The sequence below is a fragment of the Ensifer sp. ENS08 genome (genome assembly GCF_014852195.1).
In the GTDB taxonomy this organism is placed as follows: Bacteria; Pseudomonadota; Alphaproteobacteria; order Rhizobiales; family Rhizobiaceae; genus Ensifer; species Ensifer adhaerens.
The window spans coordinates 310863-325728 of the sequence record NZ_JACVBF010000004.1; the positions used below are offsets into that span (position 1 = coordinate 310863).

General features: G+C 63.2%; 11 protein-coding genes. 4 read left to right on the plus strand and 7 right to left on the minus strand.

From position 1 onward, the window contains the following. Positions 1–3: 3 nt before the first annotated feature. Entirely contained in the window at positions 4–1005 is a 1002-nt protein-coding gene (locus IB272_RS13485; protein WP_060586599.1) for a Gfo/Idh/MocA family oxidoreductase, read from the minus strand. Next, positions 1002–2042, minus strand: coding sequence for a LacI family DNA-binding transcriptional regulator (locus IB272_RS13490; RefSeq protein ID WP_034803047.1), 1041 nt, complete (start codon positions 2040–2042; stop codon positions 1002–1004). Before IB272_RS13490 ends, IB272_RS13485 begins: the two co-directional genes overlap by 4 nt. Before the next feature lie 297 nt (positions 2043–2339). Between IB272_RS13490 and IB272_RS13495 the strand changes: the two genes are divergently transcribed. Further along, positions 2340–3512, plus strand: coding sequence for a dihydrodipicolinate synthase family protein (locus IB272_RS13495; RefSeq protein WP_034803050.1), 1173 nt, complete (start codon positions 2340–2342; stop codon positions 3510–3512). A gap of 86 nt (positions 3513–3598) precedes the next feature. On the opposite strand, the gene IB272_RS13500 is transcribed toward IB272_RS13495, so the two are convergent. After that, a complete protein-coding gene (locus IB272_RS13500; RefSeq protein WP_246810354.1) occupies positions 3599–5758 on the minus strand; it encodes a TonB-dependent receptor in 2160 nt (719 codons plus the stop codon). Positions 5759–5911: 153 nt separating this feature from the next. On the opposite strand from IB272_RS13500, the gene IB272_RS13505 reads away from it, so the two are divergent. Then, positions 5912–7387: a glycosyl transferase family protein gene (locus IB272_RS13505; protein ID WP_113135837.1), complete on the plus strand. Its 1476-nt coding sequence runs from the start codon at positions 5912–5914 to the stop codon at positions 7385–7387. 17 nt (positions 7388–7404) lie between these two features. Here the strand turns inward: IB272_RS13505 and IB272_RS13510 are convergent, their stop codons facing one another. The 3 genes from IB272_RS13510 to IB272_RS35375 all read right to left on the minus strand — a co-directional run bounded on the left by IB272_RS13510 (position 7405) and on the right by IB272_RS35375 (position 10394). Then, entirely contained in the window at positions 7405–9468 is a 2064-nt protein-coding gene (locus IB272_RS13510) for a M3 family metallopeptidase (protein WP_060586601.1), read from the minus strand. Positions 9469–9573: 105 nt separating this feature from the next. After that, complete coding sequence (locus IB272_RS13515; protein ID WP_060586602.1) at positions 9574–10215, minus strand: LysE family translocator; 642 nt, start codon at positions 10213–10215, stop codon at positions 9574–9576. 47 nt (positions 10216–10262) lie between these two features. Beyond that, positions 10263–10394, minus strand: coding sequence for a hypothetical protein (locus IB272_RS35375; protein ID WP_268089491.1), 132 nt, complete (start codon positions 10392–10394; stop codon positions 10263–10265). Between the two features lie 197 nt (positions 10395–10591). Here IB272_RS35375 and leuB point away from each other — a divergent pair, with 197 nt between their 5' ends. Next, entirely contained in the window at positions 10592–11704 is a 1113-nt protein-coding gene (leuB, locus tag IB272_RS13520; RefSeq protein ID WP_192444456.1) for a 3-isopropylmalate dehydrogenase, read from the plus strand. Positions 11705–11935: 231 nt separating this feature from the next. Next, positions 11936–12625, plus strand: coding sequence for a phosphatase PAP2 family protein (locus IB272_RS13525; RefSeq protein WP_060583710.1), 690 nt, complete (start codon positions 11936–11938; stop codon positions 12623–12625). Between the two features lie 101 nt (positions 12626–12726). Here IB272_RS13525 and IB272_RS13530 read toward each other — a convergent pair whose 3' ends face one another. Next, on the minus strand, positions 12727–14616 hold the full coding sequence (locus tag IB272_RS13530; protein WP_060583712.1) for an MFS transporter: 1890 nt from the start codon (positions 14614–14616) through the stop codon (positions 12727–12729). Between the last annotated feature and the right edge of the window lie 250 nt (positions 14617–14866).

The following is a 14866-nucleotide window of genomic DNA, read 5'->3' on the forward strand; positions in this document are numbered from 1 at the left end:
AGTTCAAAGTCCCGTTTCGATCGCCACGGCCTGGCCGGTGGCCGCCGCCTTGACGACGGCAAGGCCCGTTGCCAGCGACCAGACGCCATCCTCGCCCGTCGCAGATGGACGGCCGTTGCCTTGGGCAGCGGCATGGAAAGCGGAAAGCGCTGTTTCGTAGAGATTGCGGTGGTCGAGGGCGAGCTCGCTCTCGCCATCGGCGCTGCGGAGCGTCACCGTGCCGATCGGCTTCTGCGTCATCACGTTGCGGCCGATCAGCGATCCTTCGGTGCCATGCACCTCAAGACCGGTCTCTGCGTATTTGGTGGTGAAGGCATCGTGGAACTGAGCGATGACGCCGGAGCGGAAGTGGATGACACCCATGACGCCATCCTCCAGGCCTTCCTTGCCCATGCCGGCACTGTGACTGATGGCAACGGCCTCGATCGGATCGTCGTTGAGGATGAAGCGCAGCGTATCGGCGTCATGCACGGTGATGTCGAGAATGACGCCGCCGCCGGCGTCCGGCCTCTCCAGTCGCCAGCCCTGGAGATGCGGCGGCAGATAGACCGCGTGGAAGACGCGGGCTGCAATCGGCCGGCCGATCCTGCCCTCGGCGATCGCATCGCGCATTGCGCGGTGGCTGGCGGCATTGCGCAGGTGGTGGTTGGTAGCAAGAACGACACCCGCTTCCTGCGCTGCGCTCACCATGTCGCGCGCATCCTCCAGCGTCATCGCCAGCGGCTTCTCGCAGAGCACGTGCTTGCCGGCAGCGATCGCCGCCAGCGTCTGCTCGCGATGCAGTTCATTGGTGGTGGAGACATAGACAGCATCGACATCGGGATCGCCGACGAGTTCGGCAACAGTGGTCACCGACTTGGCGATGCCGTTCTCCTCGGCGTAAGCCGCGCCGCGCTCCGCGCTCGTGCTCATGACGGAGACGACCTCGCCTCCGGCGGCGCGGATTGCGCCGATCACCCATTCGCGCGCAATCGTGCTTGCGCCGATCAGACCCCACCGTGTCATGCCAGTGCCTCCCTTTTTCTCTCGACTGCTGCGCCGCAGCTCTGGCGAACGACGAGACGAACCGAACCGACGATCGCTTCCGGCTCCGCCTTACCGGCCTTGATCTGCTTCAACAGCAGTTCGGCCGCCCGTTGGCCCATGCCTTGCGGATCGACGGACACCGTCGTCAGCGCCGGAACTGCTGTCTTCGCCTCGATCACGTCGTCGAAACCGATAACGGCGAAATCGGCACCCGGCTCAAGCCGCCGGGCCCTCAGGCCATCGCAGACGCCGAAAGCGACCGCATCATTGAAGCAGAGTGCGGCCGTCGGCCGGTCGGCGAGCATCATCGCCTGCTCCACCGCCGTCACCCCGCCGGCACGCGACGGCGCCGAACCGATGATCAGCGATTCCGAAACCGGCATGCCGGCCTCGACGAGCGCATCGCGGTAGCCGCGCATGCGCGCCTCGAAGACGGCGGTGTCGGAAAAGCCGCCGAGGAAGGCGATGCGCTGGTGACCACGTTCGATCAGATGACGCACCGCGGCCACGGCACCAGCGTGGTTGTCGGAGATCAGCGAAGAGACATTTGCACCGGCAATGTCGCGGACGACGAGCACGACGGGAATGCCGCTCTCGACCAAAGGCGCAAGATCGGCCGCTTCGGTGCCACGCGCCGGCGAAATGATCAGGCCGGAAACGCCATGCTCGCGCATCGACGCGACCACTTCGCGCTGGCGCTCGATCTTTTCGCCGGTATTGGCAAGAAACTGCACGAAGCCTGCCGATTGCACGACCGCATCGACGCCGACGGCGAGTTCCGCAAAGAAGCTGTTGGTGAGATCGTTGACGACGATGCCGATGATCTTGGACTTCGATTGCCGAAGATTGGCAGCGCCGCGATTATAGACATAGCCGAGATCGCGGATGGCGGCATTCACCTTGGCGCGCGTCGCCTCATTGACGAGCGAGCTGCCCTGAAGAACGAGCGACACGGTCGACTTCGACACGCCGGCAGCGTGCGCAATATCGATGACCGTTACCCTCTCCTTGACCACAGCATCCTCCCGAATTCTTCTGCCTGCTTTCTTCTTTCATAATTGGAACGTTCCAATTTGGTCAAGAGTTGGCTGATCACTTTTTTCACGTCCGGCCGCGCTCGGTGTAGACAAAAGGCACCTTGAGAAGCGTAGCAATCTGCGGATTGACGGATTATTTAATTGAATTTCAATGACATTATCGGAGATCAGCAATCGTCTGGAGGAGGATCGCCTCGCCTGAAAAACATTGCCGCTTGCCATTTGGAACGATCCAAAGTATTCCAAGGCAAACGTCCGCGGAGGAGACCAACCCCAATGACAAGCCTGACGCTGCCGCGCCAAGACGGCTCGCTTGAACAGTATCGCCTGACCGGAACGCCGATCGAACGGCCCAACACGCCGCCGACCTTCAACCGCATCGCCTACGCGGCCGCCCATGTGGTCTCGGATCCGCTCAAGGATCTCGATCCCTGGGGCAACCCGGCGATCGACTGGGACGCGACGATGGCGTTTCGCCATCACCTCTGGAGCCTGGGTTTCAAAATCGCCGAGGCGATGGACACCGCCCAACGCGGCATGGGCCTTGCCTGGCCGGGCGCGCAGGAGCTGATCCGCCGCTCGCTCAGCGATGCGCGGCAGGTAGCGGGCGCCGATCTTGCCTGTGGCGCCGGCACCGACCATCTTGCGCCCACCGATGCGCGCTCGCTTGACGATGTGATTGCCGCCTATGAGGAACAGGTCGGCTTCGTCGAAGGCGAGGGGGGCAGGGCGATCATGATGGCAAGCCGGGCGCTCGCCCGCGTCGCGCAATCGGCCGACGACTATCGCTTCGTCTATGGCCGCATCCTCGGCCAGACCAGGCACAAGGTGGTGTTGCATTGGCTCGGCGACATGTTCGATCCGCAACTTCGGGGCTATTGGGGTTCGGAGAATTTCGACCAGGCGCTCGATACGGTGCTCTCGATCATCGAAGCCAACCGCGACAAGGTCGAAGGCATCAAGATTTCGCTGCTCGAAAACGCCAAGGAAGTGGCACTGCGCAATCGCCTGCCCGAAGGCGTGCTCTGCTTCACCGGCGACGACTTCAACTATGCCGAACTGATCGAGGGCGACGGCACGAAGTACAGCCACGCGCTGCTCGGCATCTTCGATGCGGTGGCGCCCTCCGCTTCCAAGGCACTTGCGGCGCTGGCGAAGGACGATCTCGCCACCTTCCGCGGCGTGATCGAGCCGACCGTACCCCTGTCCCGCAAGATCTTCGAGGCGCCGACACAGTATTACAAGGCCGGCGTCGTTCTCCTCGCCTGGCTGAACGGCCACCAGCGCCACTTCACCATGCCCGCCGGCATGCAGTCCGCCCGCGGGGTGCTGCACTACGCCGATATCTTCCGCCTCGCCGACCGCGCCAATGTGCTCGACCGGCCGGAACTGGCGCTCCAGAGAATGAAAAGCCTGCTATCGACCCTCGGCGTGGACCAAAGCGCCTGAGAAAGAGCGGCGCTTGAGAAATGACAGACGGCGCCTTCCGGGCGCCGTCTGTTCGATCGGGAGCCGGGCGGGGACCGGCCGGATGATCAGAATGTTGCCGTCAGGCTCATCCAGAAGCGGCGGCCTTCCATGACCGTGTTGAAATCGGTCTGCTCGACTTCCTTGTCGAAGAGATTGTAGACCGCGGCGTTCAGCGTCAGGCCCTCGCCGACATCATATTTCGTGCCGATATCGACCGTCGTATAGGCGTCGTACTTGCGGCCCTGCTGGCCGTTGATCGTCACCGGCTTGCCGTTGGTGCCGATGCGCGGGCCGGCGGCGATCTCTTCGCCGTGATAGTTGACGGAAGCCCAGGCTTCTAGCCCTTCGACCGGCGTGTACCAATCAGCCCTGAGATTGGCCATGTGTTCCGGCGTGCGCGCCAGCGGGAAGCCGGCAAAGGTGCCGGTCTTCTGTTCGGACTGCGTGTAGGTGTAGCTCGCGCGAAGTGTCAGATCCGGCGTCGCATTCCAGGTCGCGGTCAGCTCGACGCCCTGAATGATCGCGTCGTCGATATTGTAGTTGTACCAGAGGCGGTAGTTCGGGTCCTCGCTCCAGCGCACCGGATTGCCGGCCGAATCCAGCACCATCGAGTTGGAGATCTTGTCCCGGAAATCCGTATAGAAATAGGTACCACCGAGAATGACGTCGCCATTGTCCCAAACCGCGCCGATTTCATAGCTCGTGCTCGATTCGGCCTTCAGGTTCGGGTCGGCGATGATCACGCCGCAGGTGCCGGTCGGACCATAGGAGCAACCGCCACCGCCGGTCGTATAGGCATAACCCGGCGCGATGCTGCGGATATCGGGCGCACGGAAGCCGGTGGAAATGCCGCCCTTTACCGTCAGCATGTCGGTCGCGTTCCAGACGCCGTAGATGCGCGGGCTCAAGTGGTAGCCATATTCCTCATGATGATCGAGACGCAGGCCCGTGGTCAGCGCGAAGTCATCGACCATGCGCCATTCGTCTTCGGCAAACAGCGCCCATTGCGTCGCCGAGAAGGTCTCGTTCAAGCCCGTGCGTCGACCCGGGTTCTGGTCGGAAAGCCGCGCCTCGAAATATTGCCCGCCAGTCACCAGCGTGTGGCTGCCGCCGAGATCGAAGGGAGTGGTGAACTTGCCGTCGATGACGGTGTTGCGCACCTCGGGCGCGCGCGGCTGCTTGACGAAGCGACCGTCTGCCTGGCTGTAGTTGTAGGTCCGGCGCTCCGCCCATTCCTGCAGGATGGAGAAGTCAGACGTCGTCGGTCCCCAGCGCCCCGTATGGGAGAACGACCAGTGATCGCGGTCGTTGTCGTTGTAGGTGCTGACCGCGCGCGGTCCAGGCTCGATCGTCTTGCCGACATTGGCATCGCGGCGAAGCCGTGCGGTCCCGCCTTCGAGGAAGAAGTCATGATCCTCGTTCGGCGTATAGGAAAGCCGCGCCGTCAGATCGTGTTCCTTCGAACCGGTGATGCCGGAAAGGAACCTGTCCTCACTGCGCTTCAGGCCGCGGCCCCAGATCTGTACGCCGAGCGTGTCTTTCAGGATCGGCCCGCTGGTATAGAACGACATTTGGCCCGAATTGCCGAACTGCTTGTGCTGCTGCATCGTGCCGTCGGTGGTGAACGAGCCGGTCCAGCTGTCGGCGACCTTGCGGGTGATGATGTTGATGACCCCACCCATGGCATCGGAACCGTAGAGCGACGACATCGGCCCACGGACGATCTCGATACGCTCGATGGCGGCGGCCGGCGGAATGAAGCTCTGCTCGAAACCGGAGTTGCCATTGGTGCGCGCGTCACGCGTGCTCTGGCGCTTTCCGTCGACAAGAATCAGCGTGTAGGAGCCGGGCAGGCCGCGGATGAAGATGTCGCGCTCGTTGGCGACACCGGTCACCGCAACCCCTTGCGCGTCGCGAAGCGCATCGGTGAGATCGCGGAACGACCGCTTTTGCAGGTCTTCGCCCGAGATCACCGTGATGCTCGCCGGCGCATCCTTGACGTTTTGCTCGAACCCGGTCGCCGTCACCACAATCTGCTCGAGTTCGGTCGCCTTCTCCTTTTCCTTGGCCTTCTGTGCCAAGGCTTCCGTCGGCACCGTCAGCGCCGTGCCGGCGAGGCAGGCGCAGACGAAACGACGTGGCCATCCGGCCGAGACGCACCGGTTCCAGCGGACCCCTTGCCGCTGCCCCTCGGTTTCGGTCTCAGGCCCCATCCGCTTCATCATCTTCGCCCCGCATATATCTTGAGTAATGAACTCCACTTAGTTATTGGCGAGGGAGACGGTCAACGACGCTGTTTTGGAACCATTCCAAATACGAAACGACGCAAAACAGCGCCCGCGAATATGCCGGATGAGACAGAAAGGCGGGACGGAACCATGGCGAAAGCAACGGCGAGCGTGACAGGAGGCGCGTCGGCCTCCAACGAACGTCAGACGGATCTGAGCAAGCTGCGCCTGCTCCTGGCGCTGGACGCACTGCTACGCGAAAACAGCGTCAGCCGTGCCGCTTCAAGCGTCGGTCTGCAGCCCTCGGCAATGAGCCGCTTGCTCGGTCAATTGCGTGAGGACTATGCCGATCCGCTGTTCCTGCGCACAGGCCATGGCCTGCGCCCGACCCCGCTTGCCGAGTCTCTGCGGCTACGCGTGCGCGCTCTTGCCGCAGAGACCGAAGCCCTGCTTGACGCACGCTCCGCTGGCTCTGCGTCCGCACCCACACAGACTGGTCACGCCGGCTGGGGAGGGCAGGCACTGACCGACGCACCACCGCTGGCGGCCCGGCCAAGCCGCCTGCTTGAGGGGGAGCCGGCACCGGAACAGTTCGCCGCAAAGCTAGCCGAAATCGGGGACGATGCCGCCCCTGAACGACGATTGGCTCGCTGCATCGCGACTGTCGGCACCGGCGCCGGCCGCAGCCGCCCCTTGAGCAAAGAGGAGGCCGAGGACGCGCTGGCGATCATCCTTGCCGGCGAAGCGGACCCGGTGCAGATCGGTGCGCTGATGACGGTGCTGCATTATCGCGGACCGACGGCGGTGGAGGTGGCCGGTTTCGTGCGCGCCATGCGCCGCCATATCGGCGCAATTGAACCGGGAAACGGCATCGCCGACCTCGATTGGCCCTGCTACCTCTCGCCCAAATTGAAGACTGCGCCCTGGTTCCTGCATGCGGCACGGCTTGTCGTCGATGCCGGGCATCGCGTCGTGCTCCATGGAAGCTACGGTGAGGAGGGTACGGATCGGCACAAGCTGGAGGTGGCCGCTTCCGCAGCCGGCATCCCGATCTGCACGTCGATCACGGCCGCCAAGACAGCGCTTCGGTCGGCAGGCATCGCCTATCTGCCGCTCTCGGCCTTTGCGCCGCAGGTCTATCGCTTGCTGGGGCTCTATCGGCTGATGGAGATGCGCATGCCGCTAAACGCCGCCATTCACCTCATCAATCCGATGGGCGGACGGACAAGCCTGCTCGGAGTCGCCAATCCCTCGAGCCGCACGCTCAGCCGCGACATCGCCATGCTGCTCGGCACGAGAGAGTTGACGATCCTCGGCAACACCCGCGACCACGCTGAGTTCACGCCCTACCGCCAGACGCCCCTTTTCCGCCTTGTCGGCGGCGAAGCCTCCGACGTCATCATTCCCGCGAAAATCGCGCCGCTGGCCGAACCGCGCACCGGCTTGAGCAGCCGCGAATACTGGCAGGCGGTTTGGACTGGTGCTGCCCGCGACGAGCGCGCGGAAACCACCATCATTACGACGGCGGCTGCCGCCCTTGTCAGTCTGCGCAATCACGACGACTTCGAGGCTGCTTGCGAGACAGTGCGGGGACTTTGGAACAACCGATCACGCCGGATGGCGTGATCGGAGATCGGCGTGGCTCAGGCAGCCAGGCCCTTTTTCGCGAGCATCGCATCCGGGCTCGGCAGTTTGCCGCGAAAGGCCTTGTAGGCATCCTCCGGATCGATCGAGCCGCCGACCGAATAGATGTTGTCCTTGAGGCGGGCGGCCATGGCCGGATCGAAGGCGTTGCCGGTTTCCTCGAAGGCGGCGAAGGCATCGGCGTCGAGCACTTCCGACCACATGTAGGAATAATAGCCGGCCGAGTAGCCGTCGCCCGAGAAGACGTGCAGGAAGTGCGGGCTGCGATGGCGCATGACGATGGATTTCGGCATGCCGATCTCATCGAGCTTCTTGGCTTCGAGCGCCATCGGTTCCGCCGTCTCCGTGGCCGTATGATAGGCCATATCGACCAGTGCGGACGACGTGAACTCGACTGTTGCGAAGCCCGAGTTGAAGGTTCGCGCCGCCAGCACCTTGTCGAGCAGCGCCTGCGGCATCGGCTCGCCGGTCTGGTAGTGCACCGCATAACGCTTCAGGATCTCCGGCACCGTCAGCCAATGTTCGTAAAGCTGCGACGGCAGCTCGACGAAGTCACGCGACACACCCGTGCCGGACACCGAAGGGTAGGTGACGTTGGATAGCATGCCATGCAATGCGTGCCCGAACTCGTGGAAGAGCGTTCGGGCATCATCGAGCGACAGCAGCGCGGGCTTGCCCTCGGCGGGCTTGGCGAAATTGCAGACGTTGTAGATGATCGGCAGCTCGCCTTCGGCGCCATTCTTCAGCTTGAGCTTGTGCTGCGACTGGAACGAACTCATCCACGCACCGGAGCGCTTCGAAGACCGGGCGAAGTAGTCGCCAAGGAACAATGCCACCAGCTTGCCGGATGCATCCTTGACCTCGAAGACGCGCACGTCGGGATGGTAGGCGGCAATGCCCTTCTTCTCCGTCGCGGTAATGCCGAACAGACGCTTGGCGACATCGAAGCAGGCCTCGATGATCTTTTCGAGCTGCAGGTAAGGCTTGAGTTCGCCTTCGGAGAAATTGAACTTCTCGGCGCGGAGCTTCTCGGCGTAATGGCGCCAGTCCCAGGGCATGACGTCGTGATTGCGGCCCTCGTCGGCAACGAGCCGGGCAAGCTCGGCCTCTTCCTCGCGGGCGCGGGCAACCGCCTTTTCCCAGACTTGCATCAGCAGGCCGTTCACAGCAGTGGGCGTCTTAGCCATGGTATCGTCGAGCTTCAGCGACGCGAAGTTGTCATAGCCGAGCAGCTTCGCTTTTTCCGCACGCAAAGCCAGCATCTCGGCGATCAGCCCGCGATTGTCGGTGTCGCCGCCATTTTCACCGCGCGCGATCCAGGCGCGGAAGGCCTGCTCGCGAAACTCGCGATTGTCGGAGAAGGTCAGGAACGGTTCGATGATCGAGCGCGACAGGGTGACGGCATACTTGCCCTTCTGGCCGCGGTCTTCGGCGACCGCCGCCATGGCGTCGCGCAGGAAGTCCGGCAGGCCGGCGAGCTGTTCCTCGCTCCCCAGGAACAGAACCCAGCTCTTCTCATCGGCGAGCACGTTCTGCCCGAACCTGGCGCCGAGGCCGGCGAGTTTCTCGTTGATCGCTGCCAGCCGCTCCTGCTCCGGCTTTGCGAGCTTGGCGCCGGATTTGACGAAACCCTTCCAGTGGCGCTCGAGTACGCGCGTCGCTTCAAGATCGAGGCCAAGCCTTGCGCGCCCTTCCCACAGCGTGTCGATGCGCTTGAACAGCGCCGCATTCATGCCGATTTTCGAATAGTGCCGGGACATCTTCGGCGCGATATCGCGCTCCAGCGCCTGGATCGTCTCGTTGGTGTCGGCGCCGGCCTTGTTCCAGAAGATCGAGGATACGCGCGACAGTCCGTCACCGGCGATCTCCAGCGCAATGATCGTGTTTTCGAAGGTCGGCGCCGCCGGGTTTTCGGCAATCGCGTCGATCTCCGCCTCATGTTCCCTGAAAGCCGCGTCGAACGCCGGAGCAAAATCCTCGTCCTTCACCAGGTCGAAACGCGGCAGGCCTTCGTGGCCGGTCCATGCGGTGAGCGCGGGATTGAGCGGGGTGCTGGTGGTCATCAGAAATCCTTTCGCATGCGGTCCGACGCGGGGCCGGGGAGGGGCGTCGTGATCTATGACATCAGGACGCGGAGGCAATTGAGGTGGTCGTGAGGGGGCTTGCCGTCAAGGCCTGCGCAAACCGAGAAGCCCGGGGGCAGCGTGCCAGACCGCCTGAACGGCAAAGCCGATGAACAGGAGACCGGAGAGCCGGACGATCGTGAGTTCGTGGCGTCGGTAGAAACGCCGCACGACCGAGGTGCCGATGATGACGATCAGGATCAGATCGGCCACGAGAAATCCGATCAGCGAGACGCCGAGCAGCGCCGGCAGCGCATCGAACTCGAGCGCGTTGGCCGAGCTGGCAAGCAGCGCCGTGAAGGTTGCGAGCGCCACCGGATAGCCCTTGGGATTGGTTAGTCCAAAAATCAGTCCGCGCCTCAAAGGACGCTCGACTGTCACGAGCGCGCGGTTCTCGCCGGCGGGGCGTGCGCGCAATGCCGTCCAGCCGATCCAGCCGAGATAGGCGCCGCAGAAGAGGCCGAGGATATCGAAAATCGTCGTGCCGACAGAGCGCGCGCCGACGATTGCGACCAGCGCCAGGGTCGACCAGAGAACGTCACCGGCAAGGTGTCCGCCCATGAACAAGGCGCCTGCCTTGCGCCCCTGGCCGGCGCCGATGCCGAGCAGCGCCAGAAACGCCGGTCCGGGAATAAGGACATAGGAGAGGGCGGCGAGAAAGGCTCCAATCAGCAGCGTCTCGGACATGGCGGGTTCCCAGTTGTGTTACCCGCATTCGATCCGGAGGCACCGTTTCAGTCAAGAGGAAAGCTAAGCCAACTATAGGACGACGCGGGTGAGCGCTTGCCGGAGGGCCGGCCAGTAAAGGTCAGGTTCTTGGTCGTGGCGCGGATATGGGCGGCGACGGCGTGAACAAAATTGCGCATGTTTTTCTCCTCGAGGGATCGACGGCCAGGCAGGTACGCGGCTTCTGGGCCATGATCGCAGTGCCTCGACCGATCAGCTGTTCCGTAGGGAACGTTCCGCTCGCGGGCGCGCACAAATCTTTCGTTTCGCCGATTTCCCTCGATACGAAGTTGCGCTAGAACGCGGCCGAGTTTTCCCCCCGCGAGAAGGACTATCCATGACTGTGCGCAACCTCTTCCTTCTGCCCGGCGACGGCATCGGCCCGGAAGCCATGGCGGAAGTCCGCAAAATCATCGCCTACATGAATGCCGAGCTTGGTGCCGGCTTCGTGACGGACGAGGGCCTGGTTGGCGGTTCGGCCTATGACGCCCACGGTCAGGCGATCTCGGAAGAGGACATGGCAAAGGCGCTTGCCGCCGATGCGGTGCTGTTCGGCGCCGTCGGCGGTCCGAAGTGGGATGCGGTGCCCTACGAGGTTCGCCCGGAAGCCGGTCTGCTGCGCCTGCGCAAGGATCTCGAACTCTTCGCCAACCTGCGCCCGGCGATCTGCTACCCGGCGCTTTCCGCCGCCTCGTCGCTCAAGCCGGAACTGGTCGAAGGCCTCGACATCCTGATCGTGCGCGAATTGACCGGTGGCGTCTATTTCGGCGAACCGAAGGAGATCATCGATCTCGGCAACGGCCAGAAGCGCGGCATCGACACCCAGGTCTACGACACCTACGAGATCGAGCGCATCGCCGGCGTCGCCTTCGAGCTGGCCCGCACCCGCAACAACCGCGTCTGCTCGATGGAAAAGCGCAACGTCATGAAGTCGGGCGTGTTGTGGAACCAGGTGGTGACCGAGACGCACAAGGCGAAATACTCCGACGTCCAGCTCGAGCACATGCTGGCGGACGCCGGCGGCATGCAGCTGGTGCGCCAGCCCAAGCAGTTCGACGTCATCGTCACCGACAACCTGTTCGGCGACATGCTGTCGGACGTGGCGGCGATGCTCACCGGCTCGCTCGGCATGCTGCCGTCCGCCTCGCTCGGTGCACCGGATGGCGTCACCGGCAAGCGCAAGGCGCTCTATGAGCCGGTGCATGGCTCGGCGCCGGACATTGCCGGCAAGGGCATTGCCAACCCGATCGCCATGATCGCCTCGTTCGCCATGTGCCTGCGCTACTCCTTCAACCTGGTGAAGGAAGCCGACAATCTGGAGAAGGCGATCGCCAACGTGCTCGACCAGGGCATCCGCACCGGCGACATCATGGCCGAAGGGGCGAAGAAGGTCGGCACCACCGAGATGGGCGACGCCATCCTTGCCGAGTTCAAGGCGCTGTCGGCGTAAGCGACAACCGATCCCGGATCGGCGTCACGCCGACGCCAACAGGCCTACGAAAACCAACACCTCCGGAGCGCATCCGGAGGTGTTTTGCATTCCACGGCCTTGAATTTGCCAAAAGAACCGACACATCGGAAAAAGATGGATCGGGGCCGCCTGGCGCGGGAAGCGCCCTGCATCGTGCCCCGACAGGAACAGACAATTGCCGCGCGATCTGGGTGGCAGGATGGGAGAACCATGAACCGACCACTTGCGGCCACCGGATGGATCGTGCTGACAACAGCCATCCTCGTGTTCGCGCTCATCCCGCTCGATCCGTTCCTGTCACAGCGCGCGCAAGGCCTGCCGGACAACATCGTCACCTTCAATGAAAGGATCACCGATTTCGGTACCTTTGGCTGGATGATCTATCTTTCCGGTATCCTGCTTGCGGGGGCCTTCGTGCTGCGCCGGGCGGCAAGCCAGGGGCCGCTTCAAAACAAGGCGCGCACTGCCCGCGACCTCGCCGCCTATTTCCTTTTGACGATCGGCACCGCCAGCGCGTTGGTGCATACGCTGAAGCTCCTGATCGGCCGGGCACGACCGGAACTCTTTGCCGAGTTCGGCGCCTACAGCCTGACGCCGTTCGCCGCCAGTGATCTCTATGAGAGCTTTCCGTCCGGGCACTCGACTGCGGCCGGTGCGTTTTTCGGCGTCTTCGCCATGCTGCTGCCGAGACTGAGGCCACTCTTTCTGGTCCTGGCGCTGACGATCGGTGTTTCCCGCGTCATCGTTGGCGCACACTATCCAAGCGACGTCGCCGCCGGGCTGCTGCTCGGCCTTTGGACATCGGTGATGATGGCGTTTGTCTTCGCCAAATACGGTCGCCTGTTTCGCCTCGGCCCGGGCGGTTGGCCGCTTGCCGGACGCAGCGAGCCGACCCAATAAAAAAGCCGGCGCGGAAGACCGCGCCGGAGTCAGGAGAGCCATAATAGCTCGGGGAAGATTTGAGGTGCTCCCGGGATTTGTTCTCTCCGGGAGCGCCGGGCTTAATCCATCGCGTGGATGTCGCGATCCTTCGTTTCCGGCAGGAACAGGAGGCCGATGACCAGCGTGATCCCTGCAAAGACGATCGGGTACCAGAGGCCGTAGTAGATATCGCCCTGGGCAGCACTCATCGCGAAGGCCGTTGCCGGAAGCAGACCGCCGAACCAGCCGTTGCCGATGTGGTAGGGCAGCGACATGCCTGTGTAGCGGATGCGGGTCGGGAAAAGTTCGACCAGCAGGGCTGCGATCGGGCCGTAGACCATCGTCACGTAGATGACGAGCACGGTGAGCACCGCGATGATTGTCGTCCAGTTGACGTTGGCAGGATCCGCGACCATCGCGTAGGTGCCGCCGCCGGCGATCGTGTAGACGGCCATTTCGGTGGCAGCGCCCACTTCATCCTTGGTCAGCAGCTTGTCGGCGATGAGCTTTTCGGCCGGAAGCATGGTCTTTTCGCCGCCGCGGACAGCGGCTGCGTCAAGCGACAGTTCCGGGTTGGCGGTGACAAAACCGTCAAGCTTGGCGTCCGGAACCTTTGCCGCGCCACGAACCAGCGGGTAGCCGGCATTGTGGAGCGCCATGTTGGTCTGCTTTTCGAAGGCGGCGTTGGCGGCCTTGGCACCATCGCCAGCAGCGACTGCGTCGTAGCTGTTGATCGTGGTGTCGCCGACCTTGACCGTCGCGGCCGTGCCCGCTGCTGCCGTCGTGACGACGTCGTAGGGAACGGAGTTCTTGGTGAGGAACGCAGTTGCGATGTCGCACGAGGTGGTGAACTTCGCCGTGCCCGTCGGGTTGAACTGGAATTTGCAGTCGCCGGGAGCCGCGGTCACCGTTGCGCGAACGGTTGCCTGGGCTTCAGCGAGTGCAGGGTTACCGGCCCAGGTCAGCGCCTTGAACAGCGGGAAGTAGGTGAGCATCGCAAGCAGCAAACCGGCCATGATGATCGGCTTGCGGCCGATCTTGTCGGAGAGCCAACCGAAGAGCACGAAGAAGCCCGTGCCAATCAAAAGCGAGGCGGCGACCATGATGTTGGCCGACTGACCGTCTACTTTCAGGACGCCGGTCAGGAAGAACAGCGCGTAGAACTGACCGGAGTACCAGACCACGGCTTGTCCGACGACGGCACCGAACAGCGCCAGAAGCGCGATCTTGGCGTTCTTCCACTGGCCGAAGGCTTCCCGAAGCGGCGCCTTGGAGCCCTTGCCCTCTTCCTTCATCTTCTTGAAGGCCGGGGACTCGTTCATCTTCAGACGGATCCAGACGGAAATGCCGAGAAGCACGCAGGACAGCAGGAACGGAATGCGCCAGCCCCAGGCGGCGAAGGCTTCCTTGCCGAGCGCGAACTGCACGAGCAGGATCACCACCAGCGACAGGAACAGACCGAGCGTCGCCGTGGTCTGGATCCAGGACGTGAAGTAGCCGCGACGCCCATGCGGCGCGTGTTCGGCCACGTAGGTTGCCGCACCGCCATATTCGCCGCCGAGCGCCAGGCCCTGCAGCATGCGCAGCACGATGAGCAGGATCGGCGCGGCAATGCCGATCGAGGCAGCGCCGGGCAGGATGCCGACCAGGAAGGTCGACAGACCCATGATCAGGATCGTCACGAGGAAGGTATATTTGCGGCCAACGAGGTCACCCAGGCGACCGAAGACGAGCGCGCCGAACGGGCGAACCAGGAAGCCCGCGGCAAAGGCCAGAAGCGCGAAGATGTTACGCGTCGTTTCCGGGTAGGAACTGAAGAAGGTCGCGCCGATGTAGACGGCGAGCGAACCGTAGAGATAGAAATCGTACCATTCGAAGACGGTACCGAGCGACGAGGCGAAGATGACCTTCTTCTCCTCGCCGGTCATCGGACGCGTTTTTGCGTCGTCCGCTGTCGCGACATTTGCCATTTTGATAATCCTCCACTCCAAAGGAGCGCCCATTGGCTGGTCCAGCATTCCTCCCTCGAACGTCCGGACGTGGTGCGCCTGAAATGAGGATGTCAGAAAAGTGTCATCACAGGCAGAGATGCTTTCGGCTTATGACTTTCGTCTAATGCGGCGATCGATCGCGGGCAGGGCGGGGGCGTGCCGGCGCGCGGCAATGTCTTGACTCTTCCCCAAAACCGCGTAAGAGCAGCGACGAACGAGGAAATCACCA

Bases quoted from the DNA above. Each gene is read 5' to 3' on its own strand.
- IB272_RS13525 (WP_060583710.1), top strand. From the start codon at position 11,936: ATGAACCGACCACTTGCGGCCACCGGATGGATCGTGCTGACAACAGCC.
- IB272_RS13505 (WP_113135837.1), top strand. From the start codon at position 5,912: ATGGCGAAAGCAACGGCGAGCGTGACAGGAGGCGCGTCGGCCTCCAAC.
- IB272_RS13485 (WP_060586599.1), bottom strand. From the start codon at position 1,005: ATGACACGGTGGGGTCTGATCGGCGCAAGCACGATTGCGCGCGAATGG.
- IB272_RS13510 (WP_060586601.1), bottom strand. From the start codon at position 9,468: ATGACCACCAGCACCCCGCTCAATCCCGCGCTCACCGCATGGACCGGC.
- IB272_RS13530 (WP_060583712.1), bottom strand. From the start codon at position 14,616: ATGGCAAATGTCGCGACAGCGGACGACGCAAAAACGCGTCCGATGACC.
- IB272_RS13495 (WP_034803050.1), top strand. From the start codon at position 2,340: ATGACAAGCCTGACGCTGCCGCGCCAAGACGGCTCGCTTGAACAGTAT.
- leuB (WP_192444456.1), top strand. From the start codon at position 10,592: ATGACTGTGCGCAACCTCTTCCTTCTGCCCGGCGACGGCATCGGCCCG.
- IB272_RS35375 (WP_268089491.1), bottom strand. From the start codon at position 10,394: ATGCGCAATTTTGTTCACGCCGTCGCCGCCCATATCCGCGCCACGACC.
- IB272_RS13500 (WP_246810354.1), bottom strand. From the start codon at position 5,758: ATGATGAAGCGGATGGGGCCTGAGACCGAAACCGAGGGGCAGCGGCAA.
- IB272_RS13515 (WP_060586602.1), bottom strand. From the start codon at position 10,215: ATGTCCGAGACGCTGCTGATTGGAGCCTTTCTCGCCGCCCTCTCCTAT.